The organism is Phycisphaerales bacterium (genome assembly GCA_016699835.1).
In the GTDB taxonomy this organism is placed as follows: Bacteria; Planctomycetota; Phycisphaerae; order Phycisphaerales; family UBA1924.
In genome coordinates, this window is record CP064987.1 from 2087951 (window position 1) to 2103801 (window position 15851).

General features: G+C 65.3%; 12 protein-coding genes. 8 read left to right on the forward strand and 4 right to left on the reverse strand.

Annotation, left to right across the window (positions count from 1 at the left end):
• Positions 1–21: 21 nt before the first annotated feature.
• The 6 genes from IPK69_08665 (at position 22) to IPK69_08690 (ending at position 8578) form a co-directional block, all read left to right on the forward strand.
• Positions 22–1218 (forward strand): hypothetical protein, encoded by a 1197-nt coding sequence (locus tag IPK69_08665; protein QQS08075.1) that lies wholly within the window; start codon positions 22–24, stop codon positions 1216–1218.
• A gap of 166 nt (positions 1219–1384) precedes the next feature.
• Positions 1385–2638 (forward strand): hypothetical protein, encoded by a 1254-nt coding sequence (locus IPK69_08670; protein ID QQS08076.1) that lies wholly within the window; start codon positions 1385–1387, stop codon positions 2636–2638.
• Between the two features lie 265 nt (positions 2639–2903).
• On the forward strand, positions 2904–4481 hold the full coding sequence (locus IPK69_08675; GenBank protein ID QQS08077.1) for a hypothetical protein: 1578 nt from the start codon (positions 2904–2906) through the stop codon (positions 4479–4481).
• A gap of 108 nt (positions 4482–4589) precedes the next feature.
• Positions 4590–5792: a hypothetical protein gene (locus tag IPK69_08680; protein QQS08078.1), complete on the forward strand. Its 1203-nt coding sequence runs from the start codon at positions 4590–4592 to the stop codon at positions 5790–5792.
• Positions 5793–6004: 212 nt separating this feature from the next.
• Positions 6005–7216: a DVUA0089 family protein gene (locus IPK69_08685; GenBank protein QQS08079.1), complete on the forward strand. Its 1212-nt coding sequence runs from the start codon at positions 6005–6007 to the stop codon at positions 7214–7216.
• 198 nt (positions 7217–7414) lie between these two features.
• Positions 7415–8578, forward strand: coding sequence for a hypothetical protein (locus tag IPK69_08690; protein QQS08080.1), 1164 nt, complete (start codon positions 7415–7417; stop codon positions 8576–8578).
• Here the strand turns inward: IPK69_08690 and IPK69_08695 are convergent.
• The gene (locus IPK69_08695) at positions 8575–9318 is read right to left on the reverse strand and encodes a tetratricopeptide repeat protein (GenBank protein ID QQS08081.1); all 744 of its coding nucleotides are present in this window, start codon (positions 9316–9318) and stop codon (positions 8575–8577) included. The two genes, IPK69_08690 and IPK69_08695, sit on opposite strands and share 4 nt — an antisense overlap.
• Positions 9319–9547: 229 nt before the next feature.
• On the opposite strand from IPK69_08695, the gene IPK69_08700 reads away from it, so the two are divergent.
• Both IPK69_08700 and IPK69_08705 read left to right on the forward strand, forming a co-directional pair.
• Positions 9548–10012, forward strand: coding sequence for a hypothetical protein (locus IPK69_08700; GenBank protein QQS08082.1), 465 nt, complete (start codon positions 9548–9550; stop codon positions 10010–10012).
• Positions 10013–10082: 70 nt separating this feature from the next.
• Positions 10083–12065 (forward strand): Hsp70 family protein, encoded by a 1983-nt coding sequence (locus IPK69_08705; protein QQS08083.1) that lies wholly within the window; start codon positions 10083–10085, stop codon positions 12063–12065.
• A gap of 23 nt (positions 12066–12088) precedes the next feature.
• Here IPK69_08705 and IPK69_08710 read toward each other — a convergent pair whose 3' ends face one another.
• The 3 genes from IPK69_08710 to tdh form a co-directional block, all read right to left on the reverse strand.
• Positions 12089–13285, reverse strand: coding sequence for an ABC transporter permease (locus IPK69_08710; protein QQS08084.1), 1197 nt, complete (start codon positions 13283–13285; stop codon positions 12089–12091).
• Between the two features lie 23 nt (positions 13286–13308).
• Positions 13309–14580, reverse strand: a complete 1272-nt coding sequence (locus tag IPK69_08715) for a Fic family protein (protein ID QQS08085.1) — start codon at positions 14578–14580, stop codon at positions 13309–13311.
• Positions 14581–14784: 204 nt separating this feature from the next.
• Positions 14785–15822: an L-threonine 3-dehydrogenase gene (gene tdh / locus IPK69_08720; protein QQS10453.1), complete on the reverse strand. Its 1038-nt coding sequence runs from the start codon at positions 15820–15822 to the stop codon at positions 14785–14787.
• Positions 15823–15851: the final 29 nt, after the last annotated feature.

Genomic DNA, 15851 nt, shown 5'->3' on the forward strand with positions numbered 1-15851 from the left:
TGTACCGATGGAGGGCGGGGAATGCGTAGAGATGTACGACAGGGTGCTTTGTTCACCGGAGCCGCCGCGGCCATGGTGTGCTGCGCGATCGCCGCGACCGCCACGCCTCGCACCACAAAGAGTTTCACAGACGTGAACTCCATCGGCGCCTTCCTCGCGGCGAGCAATAGCATCCGCGTCGCGACGGTCGATGAGGAGTTCACCGCTCACCGCGTGAACTTCACGGGGGTGCTCGAGCCGGTCGCCCCGGGGACATGGGCCGCCGACGCCCGCATCATGATCACCCCGCCCACCGGTCTCGCGACGATCTTCCAGCCCACGACCACCGAGGCCTTCTCCGAGCCGATCACGATCTCGGGTCTTTCCTTTGAACTCACCGCCCCCGTCGCCGCCGTGGGCGAGTGGCAGTTCCGTTTCTTCGAGGACTTCATCGACGCGCCCGGCGGCGTCGAGTCCGTATGGCGCTCCGCCAACTTCGAGTTGGACGACGCCCTCCCCCCGCCGCGCTGGACCGAGACCACAGACGCCCCGGACCTCTTCCAGGCCGCGCAGGAGTGCGAGGGCAGCGGCACGCTCTCGGAGATTCGCGGCTTCATCCTGGGCGACGAGACCGACCTCTACGCCATCGACATCTGCAACCCTTCCGCCTTCACCGCCTCCACGATCGGGCGCGCCGACTGGGACACCGTCCTCATGCTCTTCGCCCAGGATGGCACGGGCGTCGCCATGAGCGACGACGAGCCCTCGGGGGCGCTCCGTCAGAGCCTCCTCACCGGGCAGTTTGTCACGACCCCGGGGCGGTACTACATCGCGATCAACCAGTTCGGCCGGCGTGCCGTCACGTTCGATGGGCTACCCATCTGGAACGAACAACCGTTCAACCTCGAAAGGGCGCCCGATGGCCCAGCCTCCCTTGCCCTGCTCGCCGGTTGGACCTCGGTCAATCCGGGCGTGGGCGGGATCTACACGATCGCGCTCTCGGGCGCGTGCTTTGTCGCCTCGACGCCGGTCTGCGTCGCGGATGTTGATGACGGACAAGCCACCGGCGTGCCCGATGGGGCCGTCACCATCGACGATCTACTGTTCTACCTCGGCGAGTTCCAGGCCGGCCGCATCCGCGCCGACGTCGACGACGGCTCCGGGTCGAACACGCCCGATGGGGCCGTCACCATCGACGACCTTCTCTATTACCTGGGTCGATTCTCCGATGGTTGCTGAGCCCGGTCGACCGAGAACGCCCAAGTCCGAGAAATGTTCGGGTGGTCGCGAAAATCAACCAGGAATCCGGAAGTATTTTTCGTGATTCGTCGGTATCGACTGGCCAAACCGCAAAAGTGATGTAGGTTCCTTAGTGATCGGCATCAGTTCCGGAGAAAGGGTTCCCATGCGCCCATACGCCAAGAGTCGTGTGTTCCAGGCCATCGTGGCGTTCGGGTTTCTTGCGTCGGCCGCCCAGGCCCAACCCGAGGCCATCGATCTCGGCACGCTCGAACTCGAGGGCCGACTCATCGGCGACGCGAGCCTTGTCCCCCAGGGAGTCGTCTGGTATCGATTCACGCTCGCGACCGCGATCAGCCGCGCCGATCGCACGTTTCTCGATCTCGATTCCGCCGAGAGCCTCCTCGACGGCGACGACACCGTGCTCGCGCTCTATGACGCCACTGGCACGCTCATCGCCTCCGACGACGACGACGGCCCGGGCCTGCTCAGTTCGCTCTCCTTCGGCATCGGGTCCGAAGAGCGACTCCCCGCGGGCGCCCTCGAGAGTGACGGCCGCGATGGCGACACGCTCCCTGCAGGAGACTACTACATCGGCGTGACGAGCGCTCCCGCAACGATCGCGACCAACTTCATGATGGCCTCGACACACGCGAACTCGGGGCTCATCGAGGTCCAGGTCGCCGCCGGCACGTTGCCCGTTCCGCCCGCGGACCAGTGGCGAGAGGTGGACGACGCCGGCGACCTTCCCGCGTCGGCCCAAGCGGTGACGGGCATTGGACCGCTCGGCTCGATCCGCGGCGAACTCCTCGATGCCGCCGACGTTGACCTCTACAGGATCCACATCTGCTCGAACTCACCATTCACGGCGACCCTCGTGCTCGGCGCCGACTTCGACACGCAGATGTTCCTCTTCTCGCTCGACGGCATGGGCGTCGTCTTCAACGACGACAGCGCGACCACGAGGCAGTCGACCATCACCGAGGCTCTGATCCCCGGCACGGGCGAGTACATCCTCGCGATCGCCGGGTGGGATCGCGACCCGGTCGCCGCGTCGGGCCTGGAACTCTGGGCGGACCAGCCCTTCACGGGCGAGCGCGCCCCCGATGGGTCGGCGGCCTCGCAACCGGTCACGGGTTGGATCGGTGACGGCGCCTTCGGTCGATACACGATCACGCTGAACGGCGCGTGCTTCATCGACACCACGCCGACCTGCGTCGCCGATCTCGACGATGGAAGCGGCACGGGCACCCCCGATGGGGCCGTCACGATCGATGATTTGCTCTACTACCTCGGCGTGTTCACGAGCGGCGACATCGCAGCCGACGTGGATGATGGCTCGGGGACCGCGACGCCGGATGGTGCCGTGACGATCGATGATCTTCTCTATCTTCTCGTTCGGTTTCAGCAAGGGTGCTAATGCAATGGCGACCACTCGTAAGGGGTGCCGGGCGTCGCGAGAAAATCGGGTCCGATACGTGAATTTTGGGCATAATGCCTGTTCGGTTGGAGACTTTTGGGGTATGCTGGTGATCTCCGGAGAATGAGACAAGGCCGAGTGTGACTTCGAGGCGTGTTGGCCGTTCGTGCCTCACGCGAGTTCGTTGGTGTTGTTGCGTTCTGCAAAGGGGTGTCAGATGAAGTACGGTCTCAGTGGGGTACTGGCATTGGGTCTATGCGCCGGCATGGCGCAAGCGCAGCCCGCGTCGTTCACGGATCTGGGTTCGTATGGCGCCGGCTCGTCGCCGATCTCGACCACGGGCTCCCTCGACGCGCCTTTCGAGGTCGATTGGTTCCGCATCACGATCACGTCGCCGTACACCGCGCTGGCGAACGGGATCCTGCGCATCGACACCGAGGGGTCGCTCGACATCTTCGACACCGATCTCGGCCTCTTCGACTCCGCGGGCAACGTGGTCGCCTGGGACGACCTCGACGGCACGGGCTTCCTCGCGAAACTCTCTTTCGGCGAGGGCGAGGCCGACGGCACGCTCGCCGCCGGCACGTACTACCTCTCCGTCAGCGATTGGGAATCGCTCTTCTCCGCCGGGTTCACGGTCACCACCGACGGCGAGACGGTCGGCTCGTACAACATCAACGTCAGCACTATCACACCCGGTGAGCCGCCGGCCTCCACGAATCTGGGCAGCATCGGGGCCACGGGTGCCAACAATCAGACGCTCACGTTCGATGTCGGTGAGATCAAGTGGTACAGCCTCACGACCACCACGCCCTTCAATGCCGGCGCGGGGATGCTGAGCATCGCGACTAACGAGGTTGCGGGGAGCCTCTTCAACGACTCCGAACTCGGGCTGTATTCGGCGGGTGGCTCGCTCATCGCCACGGATGACGACGCCGGTCCGGGGTTCTATTCGCTCCTGTCGTTCGGATCGCTCGGCGGCGCATCGCTCAACGGCGATCTCCCTGCTGGGACGTTCTACCTTGCCGTCGTCGGCTACAACGCCGCTTTTGATCCATTCTTTACCGTGACGACCACGAACGCCGCCGCCGGCGATATCTTGCTCCAGATCACCGCCACGCCTCCTCCCACGGGTCTTGTCGATGAGAACGGCGACGCCGGTGACATGCCCGACACCGCCCTCGTGCCCCAGGGGACTGGCTCGCTCAGCGGATTCACCGGCTCCCTCGGCATCGACGAGTCCGACATGTTCAAGATCAAGATCTGCGACACGTCGCTCTTCACCGCGAGCACGGTCGGCGTGACCGATGTCGATACCCAACTCTGGCTCTTCAACCTCGATGGCACGGGCGTCGCTTTCGACGATGACGCCGGCCCGCTCCAGTCCGCCCTCTCCAACCAGTTTGTCACGCAGACGGGCGACTACTACCTCGCCATCAGTGAGTACGACCGCGACGCCATTGATAACCTCGGGCAGGCGATCTGGATCGACACGCCGTTTGCCACCGAGCGCGCCCCCGACGGCGCCGGCGCCTTCAACCCCATCGCGGCGTGGGAGTCCGACGCGCTCACGACGGGCGGCACCTACTCCATCCTGCTCACCGGCGCCTGCTTCCCAGGCCCGGCGATCCCCGACTGCGTCGCCGACACCGACGACGGCAGCGGGACGGGCACCGTGGATGGCGCCGTGACCATCGACGACCTGCTCTACTACATCACGATCTTCCAGACCGGTGCGGTCGCCGCCGACGTGGACAACGGCACGAGCACGGGAACCCAGGACGGTGCCGTGACGATCGACGACCTGCTCTACTTCATCGTCCGCTTCCAGGCGGGCTGCTGACGCGTGTTCCCGGCGCGCCCCGTGTGGGGCGCGTCGGATTTGAGTGTGTGTATGTTTCGTGGAACGCCGTCGGAGGACCCGAGGGCTCAGATTCGAAGGGGTATGAACATGAAGAAGATTGGATTGTTTGCTGCGGCGGTCTTCGCCGCGTGTGCGGGGAGCGTTCTCGCCCAGCCCGCGGAGTTCACCGACCTGGGGAACTACGGCGTGAGCACCGGCGGGGTGACCCAGACAACCACCATCGCCGCCCCGGGTGAGATCAAGTGGTTCCGCATCAACGTGCAGGACGCCTACCTCCTCTCATCCAACCGCACGCTGAAGATCGACACCGAGACCACCGTCGGCCTCGACACGGAACTCGGCCTCTTCCGCAACGACGGGTCGCTCGTCGCCAGCGATGACGATGACGGCACGGGCCTCCTCTCCCTCCTCAGTTGGGGCACCCAGGGTGTGGACGGTGAACTCCCCGCGGGCGAGTACTACCTCGCTACCGGTGTCTTCAATGTCACCTTCGCCGATGGCTACAGCGCAACGTCAGCGGGCGCGGGCACAGGCGATATCATCATCAACTTCTCCGTCCAGGCGCCCCCGGCCGGATCGTGGGTCGAGGGTCAAGGCGCCCAGCCCGCGGGTGAACTCCCCGAGACCGCCCAGATCCCGCAGGGCTCGGGCGACCTCACCGGCATCACGGGCAACCTCGGCACCGACACCGCCGATATGTTCAAGATCCGCGTCTGTGATCCGCTCCTCTTCTCCGCGACCACCGTTGGCCAGGTCGCCATCGACACTCAGTTGTTCCTCTTTCATCTCGACGGCACGGGCGTCGCCTATAACGACGACTCCGCGGGCGTCCTCCAATCAACGATCTCCAACCAGTTCGTCCAGCAAGAGGGCGAGTACTTCCTCGCCATCACGCGCTACAACCGTGATCCCATGGATATCAGCGGGAATCTTCTCTGGGAGAACCAGCCCTTCGCCGTCGAGCGCGCGCCCGATGGCCCCGGCGCCTCAAGCGCCGTCGCGAGTTGGACCGGCGCTATCGCCGCTGCTCCCTACACCGTCGCTCTCACGGGCGCCTGCTACCCCGGCCCCGTCATTCCTGACTGCGTCGCCGACACCGACGACGGCTCGGGCACGGGCACCGTGGATGGCGCGGTGACCATCGACGACCTGCTCTACTACATCACGATCTTCCAGACCGGTGCGGTCGCCGCCGACGTGGACAACGGCACGAGCACGGGAACCCAGGACGGGGCCGTGACGATCGACGACCTGCTCTACTTCATCGTCCGCTTCCAGGCGGGCTGCTAAGGCCATGTAACCTCTCTCCCGCGCGAGAGTGCGGGAGAGGGCTTCTCCGAGCTCGCCACGATTCTTCCCTACGACAGCGTCGGGGCGCGAACTCGAACAGAGTGCATATGGGGTGGGGCCGGGGTGGGGCATCACTCTCGTGGGTGGAACGACACACGCTGGGCATCGACGAGTCCGCTCGTCTCGCGCCCATGTTTCGGAGAGGACCGACGATGCGACTCCCGCTTGCCGCCGTGCTTGTCTCTCAGATCCTCGCCTCCGGTTCGGCGCTCGCCCAGCCCACGTCGATCGATCTCGGCGACATCTCCTCGAGCCAGGGCGACGCCATTCCCATCAGCGTGGTCTCGCCCGGGCAGATCCAGTGGTACCGCCTCGCGGTCTCCGTGGAGTTCTCCCTCTCCACCGAGCGTCAACTCACGATCTCCACCACGGGCATCACCGGGAGCGACCTCGACGACACCGAGATCGGGCTCTATCGCTCCACCGGCCAGCTCGTCGCCAGCGACGATGACGATGGCATCGATCGCTTCTCCCAACTGCGTTTCGGCGGCGTGGTCTCCGCCGGCCCCGATGGGCCGCTCGACATCGGGACGTACTACCTCGCCGTCGGCGGGTACAACATGTCCTTCGCCCCGAACTTCGGCGCCTCCTCCACATCACTCAACACAGGCCCGTTCACGCTCCGCATCAACGCCGATGGCATCCCCATCATCGTCTGGAACGAGGTCTCCGGAGAGCAACCCGCCGGCGAGACGCTCGAGACCGCCCAGATTCCCCTCGGCGCCGGCCCGCTCCGCGGCATCATGGGCACACTCGGGCCAAACCAGGCCGACGTCTACAAGATCAACATCTGCAGCCCCATCGACTTCGCCGCCACCACCGTCGGCTACACCACGCTCGACACCCAACTCTACCTCTTCGACGAGAACGGCATGGGCGTCACCTTCAACGACGACGCCAGTTCTTCGCAGTCGCTCCTCACCAATCAGTTCGTCACCGAGCCGGGTAACTACTACCTCGCGATTAGCGAACTCGATCGCGATCCGTCTTCCGCGACCGGTCCAATCTGGCTCGATGATCCCTTCGACATCGAACGCGCGCCCGATGGCCCCGGGGCCGCGGGCGCGTTGAACTCATGGGCGTCGGACTTCTCGGGGTCGGGCGGCTCGTACATCATCCGCCTCTTCGGCACATGCTTCCCCACGACCACACCCGAGTGCGTCGCCGACGTCGACGATGGCAATGGCACGGGCACACCCGATGGGGCCGTCACGATCGACGACCTGCTCTACTACATCTCGATCTTTCAGCAGGGTGCCAGCAGCGCCGACGTGGACGACGGCACGGGCACGGGCGTCCACGATGGGGCCGTCACGATCGACGATCTGCTCTATTACCTCGTGCGATTCCAGGATGGATGCTGATCGGTCATCGCCCGATAACCTCGCCGAATCGTGAGCAGCGGACATTTCTCGATTCGTCGGCGCGTTTTTCTGGCCAAACCGCCAATCGTGGTGTAGTTTCCCCTTGGATCGACCCGCGCGGGTTGTCCGTATTCAGAATGGAACAAACGGCCTGTCCCGAGAACCGGACTTGGCCGACTCAGAATTTGGGAGCGTTTCATGCGGTGGAGCACGATGAGCGGGTGGGGCGTGGCGCTGGCTGTGTTCGCGGGCTTCGCCCAGGGTCAGGTTGTCCTCTCGCCCGACGTCGGTGGGGTCTATGCAGAATCCGAGCCGAACGAGTCCAAGGCCGCGGCCAACGTCATCGAATCTCTCGATGATGGCCAGATCATCCGTGGCGTGACCAGGGGCACGAGTACCGCGGCCGGTGAGACATCCGTGGACTACTTCCACCTGAAGACCGCCCAGGCACCCCTTGGTCTCTATCGCCATCGCCTCGTCACGACCAGTGCCATCGCCGGACACACAACACAGATCCGTGGCCTGTCGCAGTTCGCCGGGACCATCACCGAAGGCTCCGATGCCCTCGTTCAAGCCTCGTCCGCGACCACCACGCCCGCGCGCATGAACCAGTGGTACGGCTTTGGTCGCGCCGAAGAGGTCTACTACCGGGTCCAGGGGACCACGGCCACGACGGCAAACTATGAGTCGACCTACTCACGCGTCCTCGTCCAGCCGACCGTGATCGACGGCTCCTTCGCCGTGGGCTCCATCACCATCACCACGCAAGGCCAGGGGCACAACTCCGACTCGGACTTCTGGATCTACGACGGGAACCTGAACCCCATTCCAGGCCTGGGCATCGACGACGCGCCGGGCGTGACGGGCGGCCCAGGCACGGTCACGGGCACCTTTGCCCAAGGGGAGTACTACCTCGCGCTTTCAAACTACAACTTCATGAACAACCAGGCGAGCACGTATCCAACCGAGGGATTCGCCGACGGATCGGTGCTCGACTTCGCGGATATCGCCGCGAACTCCAGTTCGTCGACGGGCATGAATCTCGCGTTCGCCATCCAGGCTGAGGGCGAGCCCGCCCGCCAGTTCTCCGCCACCAAAGCCGAGCCCTACGAGATCCTGTGGTTCAATTTCACCGTCGGCACGATCACGCCCGTCTGCATCGCCGACGTGGACGACGGCAGCGCCACAGGCACGCCCGACGGCGCCGTGACGATCGACGACCTGCTCTACTACCTCGGCGTCTTCCAGCAGGGTGACGTGGCGGCGGACGTGGACGACGGCTCGGGCACCGCCACGCCCGACGGTGCCGTCACCATCGACGATCTGCTCTACTACCTCGCGCGATTCCAGGCCGGCTGCTAAGACCGATTCTCGGCATCGAGCGAGGCGATCTTCCGCTCATAGTCACGCAGCCACGCGCTCTTTCCGAGTTCGCGGAAGAGCGCTGCGGCCCGCGTCCAGCGCTCGCGCGCCTCGGCGTGCCGTCCCTTGGCGTGGGCGATGTCGCCTAGGTTCGCGAGTTTCGTGGCGATGATTGACGACGCCCCCAATCGCTCGGCGATCTCGAGCGATTCGAGGTTCAGCCGCTCGGCCTCGTCGAGATCGCCTCGCGATTCGGGCACGAGCGCGAGATTCCCCAGATCGCGGGCCACGCCCTCGAGATTTCCGATCCGCCGATCGATCTCGAGCGCACGATGCTGGGCCTGCTCGCTCTGGTCCCATGCACCGCGCGCGTGGAGGACGAGACCGAGATTCGACCACGCCCGAGCGGCCACGGCGGAATCGTTCGCAGCGACGTCGATCCTCCGACGCGCGAAACGCTCGGCGAGTTCCAGTCGAGACGTCCGGAACGCGAACTGAAAGCCGAGAAACAGCACCCGCTCGTCGCGGGTCAGGTTGACAGACTCCTCGAAGTGCGTCGCGGCACGGCTCAGGTCACCGGCGTCGGCGCCCGCGACGGCACGAGAGACAGCCTCGCGAGCGAGGGCCTCATCGGCGTTGTCGGTCGGCTCGGCGAGAGCCTCGCGAAACCTGTCGTTCGCCTCGGCGTCGAAGTGCGCGTTGTGTGCGGCGCCATCGGGTGATGGGGATGCAGGATCCACGCGCGAGTCTACGCCGGTCTCGTAGTGAGCAGTGGGGGAGATGGAGCTTGATCTTCGACTTGGGTTGGTGCATATGTTCGAGGATTGAAGAGAAGGGAGTAGGAGTGGAAGCCCCACGCGGAGCGTGGGGGTACCCGGGACGGCGCACTCGCATCGCTCATCACTACACTCTGTCATGCGAACCTGGCGGGCACATCTGGCGTGGTGGTTGGGAACGGGCACGACTCTCATGGCCACCGCGTGCGCCAGTCGACAGGCCTCGACGATCGACTCGCCGGAGGATTTCGCGTTGTCCGTCACGCTGCTCGATCCTAACGCCGAGACCGGGCGATCCAACTCCGGATGGTTCGTCGTGGAGCCCGACGGACGTCTTCGCGCGTCCCTGGGGTGGCGTCGTGCGGACACGCCCCTGCCGAGGGTCGTGCGCCAACTCAGCCCGGGCGAGGTCGACGATCTGTGGCACCTGACCAGCGCGTCGGGGCTCGTCGGCCCCGAGTCGCGCCGATCGCGCCCCGGCGAACGCGACATCCCGCCCGAGAATCTCCTCTCGCCCACGGCGTTGGTCTATGTCGCGGCGAACGGCACGCGCCGGTCGTACCACCTCGACCTCCACGACGCCGACGCGCCCACGCAGGGTGCGCGGGCCCTGGCCGAGCGGCTCTTCGAACTCACCGGGCTGGACTCGAGTTTCTAGAGTCGAAACCAGGGCGTCGTCGCGAGGTCGGTGTTGTGGGCGCGCCGCGATCGTGCGCTATCGTGTGGCGATGGGCACGTCCGAATCCACCACGCCTCGCCACGACCCGATCGTCGGGATCGATCTCGGCACGACCAACAGCCTTGTCGCCATCTGGGACGACTCGGGCCCGCACGTCCTCCTCGATGAATCGGGCGAGGCGATCCTGCCCAGCGTCGTGCGATATTCACGGTCCACTGATGGCTCTTGGGATGAGGTGGTTGGGCGTGCCGCGAGACATTCTGGCGACGAGACCGGCCGGCCTTCGGTCACGATTTCCAGCGTGAAACGCCTCATGGGGCGAAGCCTCGACGATGCCACGGGCGATCTGCCGTATCTCGCGTACGAAGTCGTGCGGGGCGAGCACAATACCGCGCGCGTCGCGCTCCCCTCGGCCCGTAATCCGGAGCGCGTCGTCTCGCCCCAGGAGGTCTCGGCGGCGATCCTCCGACGGCTGCGCGACATCGCGTCGGATCGGCTCGGCGTGCGCGTCCGGCGCGCGGTGGTCACCGTGCCCGCGTATTTCGACGATGCCCAGCGGCAGGCGACGCGCGACGCGGGACGCCTCGCCGGGCTGGAGGTCGTGCGCATCGTGAATGAGCCGACGGCCGCCGCCCTCGCGTATGGCCTCTCTCTCGACCGCAGCGCCGACCGCAACACCGCCGAGAAGAGTGGCGCGAACACGGTCGTGGTCTATGACCTTGGTGGCGGGACGTTCGATGTCTCTGTCCTCGAACTCGTGCCGCCGATGGATTCGGGGCCAGGCTCGGCGCCCGCGCGCGAGGCGTACCGCGTGCTCTCGACCGCGGGCGACACGCATCTGGGCGGCGACGATTTCGATCAGGTCATAGCCGGGGCCGTGCTCCAGGACGCGGGTCTCGCGCCCGAGTCGCTCGGCGCCGACGATCGGGCGCGAGTCATCGCGGCATGCGAACGAGCAAAGCGCGATCTGAGCGAACGATCGGTGACACGAATCGAGGTGCAACTCGCCAAAGGACCAACGATCAACGCCGAGATGTCGCGGGCGCGATTCGATTCGCTGATCGGGACGCTCGTGGATCGAACGATGCACGCGTGCCGCCGGGCGCTGCGTGATGCGGGGATGCTCGACGAGCGTGAGAGACCGAGATCACCCGAGGCGGGCGGGCCTGGCGTGGTGGTGCTCGTGGGCGGCTCGACGCGTGTGCCGCTGGTGCGCGAGCGTGTGCGAGAATACTTCGGGTTCGAGGCCTACTCCGCGATCGACCCGGACCAGGTCGTCGCGCTCGGGGCGGCGGTGCAGGGGGCGATCCTCGAGGGGCGGCACACGGGCGCGCTCCTGCTCGATGTCATCCCGCTCAGCCTGGGACTCGAGACCGCGGGGGGCGCGGTGGCGAAGATCATCATGCGGAACTCGGCCGTCCCTGCGCGCGCGGCCGAGATGTTCTCGACCAGCATCGACGGGCAGACCTCGATCAAACTCAACGTGCTGCAGGGCGAGCGCGAGATGGCCCAGGACTGCCGGAGCCTCGGCGAGTTCCACCTCCGCGGCATTCCGCCCATGCCCGCGGGAATCCCCCAGGTCGAGGTCGAGTTCCTCGTGGATTCCAACGGCGTCCTTCGCGTCTCGGCCCGCGAGCGCCGCAGCGACACACGCACGTCCGTCCAGATCGTGCCGAACCATGGCCTCTCTCGCGACGAGATCGATCGGATCGAGCGTGAGTCGCTCGCGCACGCGAAGGACGACATGCGCCGCCACCGCGTCGTGGACCTTGTCGCGACCTCGCGCCTCGAGATCAAATGGACGCGAGACCGGCTCGACAAACTCGGGGCCAAGGTTGATTCGGCCTATGCCGGCGAACTCCGGACGCTCACCGATCGACTCGCGGCCCTCGTGGACCGTGCCGATCGGGACTGGCAGAGCGTCGATCCCAATGAGTTGAACGCGGCCCGCCAGGCGATGGAACGAGCCAGCGTGCGCCTGCACGAGATCGGCGTGGCGGAGGCGCTGCGATCGATGCCGCCCAAGAAGTGATGGGATTGCGACGGTGATGAGGTTCAGGTGCCCGCGAAGACGCGTGCCGGCGTGAGGCGGATGACCTTCATCGCGCTCAGGGCCGCCGACGCGACTGTGACAAAGAGCACGGTGACCGCCGTGAACCCGAGGGTCCACGCCGTCAGGTGATACGGCATCGCGGGGGACTTCACCGTCAGCCCGATGAGCGACGACGCGCCGACGCCCAGCCCATACCCCACCACACCCGAGAGGAGCGCCTGGGCGACGACCATGAGCACGATCGTCTTGCTCTCAGCGCCCAAGGCCTTGAACGTCGCGTAGTACCGCGCGTTCTCGTTGGTGAAAAGAAAGAGCAGCAGCCCGCTGACGCATGCGCCGACGACCACGCCGATGCCGACCATGAAGCCGATCCGCGAGACCACGCCGCTGACGCGGACAAAGTAGTTCCGCGTGACCTGCGAGAAGGTCGCGGCATCAAGGGCTCGCAAACCCGTTCGTTCCTGGATCCTCGCGGCGAGCGCCATTGGGCTCTCGCCGGGCTGGACCTTGACGAGCACGTACGAGAGCGTGTTGCGCTGGGGCGGGATGATGGAGAGCGCGTGCGTGTAGGTGACGTACGCCGTCGCCCGCGAGAGGAAGCGAGGCGTGAGCGTCGCGATGCCCACGACGCGGAGGCGATGGTCATTGAGCAGGACCTCATCGCCCACATCGAGCGGGCGCGTGGGGACGTCGAAGTCGGGCATGTTCCAACCGGGCGTGCGCGTGGCGGCGTGCAGCGGCATGGGGAGGAGCGTCGCCGCCGAGGCGTCGTCGATGATGACGGCATCGCTGATGCGCAGGTCGGCAGGCGTGCCGCCACGGATCGAGTCGGGCGCGCCCAGGAGCGTCGCGTCGTCGACGCCGACGATCGTGACGGGGCGGAAGAGGCCATTGGGCAGCCGCGCCCGCACACCCGCGAGGGTGAGGGGCACGGCCCACTCCACGCCGCGCACGCTCCGCACCCGGTCGAGCGCGGTCGGCGGCAGGCCGGCGGTCTCGTCCACATACTCGGTCGCGGGGTCCATGACCCAGACCTGGGCCTGGGGGATGTCGGAGATCGTCGCGTAGGTCCGCTGCAGCATCGCGTTGAACATCGAGAGCAGATGCGCGATGAGAAAGGTGCAGAAGAAGACGCCGAGGACCACGCCCATCCACTTGATGGGGTCTCCAACGAGCATGCGGAGGGCGATGCGGATCATGACACGTTCCGGTTGATCCCCTGTTAGAGGCCCTTCTTCTGGAGGCGATTCTGTAGCGTGGGTACAACGATGTAGAGTACCTCCCGCGCACGCTTGCTCGTGGTCATGAGTCGACGACGGACGAGGTCGTCAAGGTCCTTTCGTGCCGTTGCCGCGGTGATGCCGTTCGAGTTCATGTGGCTCTTGACGGTGTATGTCGTGCGTGGATGACGGATCGCGTGTTCAAGTATCAGGCGCTGACGGAGTGAGAGGTCCTTGGAAAGTCGAAGCAATCGTTCGCTCCGCTTGATCTTGTCCTCCTCGTGGCGGATGTGTGCCGCGAGTGCATCGAGGGACTGCTCGATCATGTCCAGTTTGTAGAGTACAAAGTAGGTGAGGTCCCCTTCGTCGAGCTCGCAGTCGATGTACGCCTGCGGATATCGTGAGCGGCCTGCTCGAATTCGTTCGGAGATCGGGATGTACTCGAAGATCGAGTATCCTTGTCTTAACGCGTACCAGTAGAACACTGCGCGTGCGGTGCGACCATTTCCATCGACAAAGGGATGGTCATACCCGATCATGAAGTGCAGGATCGACGCCTTCACGATGGGGTGGATGAACTCGGCACCTTTGTGTACCTTGTTGGCGAACGCGCATAGCGCCTCGACGCGGCCGGGCAGGCTCTCTGCCGGTGGTGGCGTGTGGATGACCTCTCCAGTGATTTCGTGCTCGACACGAACAGGCTCGTCCAGGCGTCGAAATCGACGCGATTCCTCCGGGTTCTTGAGTGTTCCTTCCGTGAGGATGCCCTGAAGCTCGCGGAGCATCTCGGGAGACAGCGGTCGGTCACGCCACTGCTTGATTTGCTGCATTGCCGCGAAGTTGTTCATGACCATGCGCTCGCCCTTGGTCTTTGCATCCCGTCGACTGCGGAGCAGTTCGATCGCGTCCTTTCGTGTCGTCGCGGCACCCTCAATCAGCGAAGACTCCGCGGCCTCGTCCATGAGTGTGCGGATGCGCAGCCGTGTGCGGTGGGCGTCATCCGAGAGCATGCCATGCTCGAGCGAAGCGGCTCCGCCTCCGCCGAACGCTCGGTCAATGCGGTGCAACGACTCGGCCAGATACCGACCTTCGCTATATCCAAATCTACCAAAGTTTGACGTGTAGAGGCTGATCGCTCTGAAATCACTCGACCGGAGGAACTTGGCCGCCGCCCAAGCATCAACAGGGTCGAGTCCAGCATCCCTGGCGATGGGGCGCAGTTTTCGCCATGGTCTATATTCAGTGTCGAGTTCTCGGACTTGCCCCAGGATCATGAATGCTCGCTCGAAAATCGAGCCCTTTGAACGATCGCGAAAGATCTCTTCGATCGTGAGCGGGGGTTTCTCGGATTCGAACTTGGAGTTGGACATGTGTCACCAAAAGATACTCATCGACATTGTGACAGTATGTCGTTTGGCGAATAATGTCAAAATACGAAAAACTATCTTTGATTCACAGTAATGCAAAACTCTGCGGATCTAGGCAGACACGCCCATCACCACCTTGATCCCCTCCCCGGAGATCATCGTCTCGTGGGCCTTCTTGAACTCCTCCAGCGGGAACTCGTGGGTGATGATCTCGTCGAGTTCGAGTTTCCCCGAGAGGAGCAACTCCTCCATCTGGTACCACGTCTCGAACATCTTCCGCCCATTGATCCCCAGCACCGTCGCGCCCTTGAAGACGACGTGCTGGGTGATGTTGAACGTCGGCGGCTTGGCGGGAATCCCCAGCAGGGCCGCCGTCCCGCCGTTGCGAAGGGCACTGAACCCCTGGTCATACGCCGTGGGCGAGCCCGACATCTCGAGGAGCACGTCGACGCCCTCGCCGCGGCAGGCTTTCTGAACTTCCTTCACCCATGCGTCGCTTCGCGGGTCGAAGGCGTCGGCCGCGCCCAGGCGTTTCGCGATCGCCCGGCGAGCGGGGCTCATGTCGGTCGCGAAGATCCGCCCCGCACCCGCGGCCTTGGCAACCGTCACCGCCATCAGGCCGATGATCCCCGTCCCCGTGATGAGCACGCTCTTGGCCGAGACCCCCGCCGCCATCACCGTGTGCACGGCGTTGCCGAGCGGGTCGAGGACCGCCGCGACCTTGTCGGGGATCTTCGCGTGCACGGGCCAGACGTTCTCTTCGGGGACGATGACATACTCCGCGAAGACGCCGTCGCGATCGATGCCCAGGATCTTCGTGTCGCTGGCGATGTGGGCGTTGCCGGTGCGGCTGTTGTAATCGACGCCCGCGGTGATGTGCCCCTCGGCGCTCACGCGGAGGCCCGGCTTGTACCGCGTCACCGCGCTCCCGACCTCCTCGATCACGCCCACGAACTCGTGCCCCGTCACGATGCCGACGGGGATGCGACCCGCTGCCCAGTCGTCCCACTCCCAGATGTGCCGATCCGTCCCGCAGATCCCGACCTTCTTCACGCGGATGAGCACGTCGCGCGGGCCCGGCACGGGCTTGGGGTGGGCCGGGTCGAACATCAACTCCGGGCCGGCGTGGTGCTTGACGAGCGCCCGCATCGTCTGCGGGCGCGAGGACGTTCGGGTGG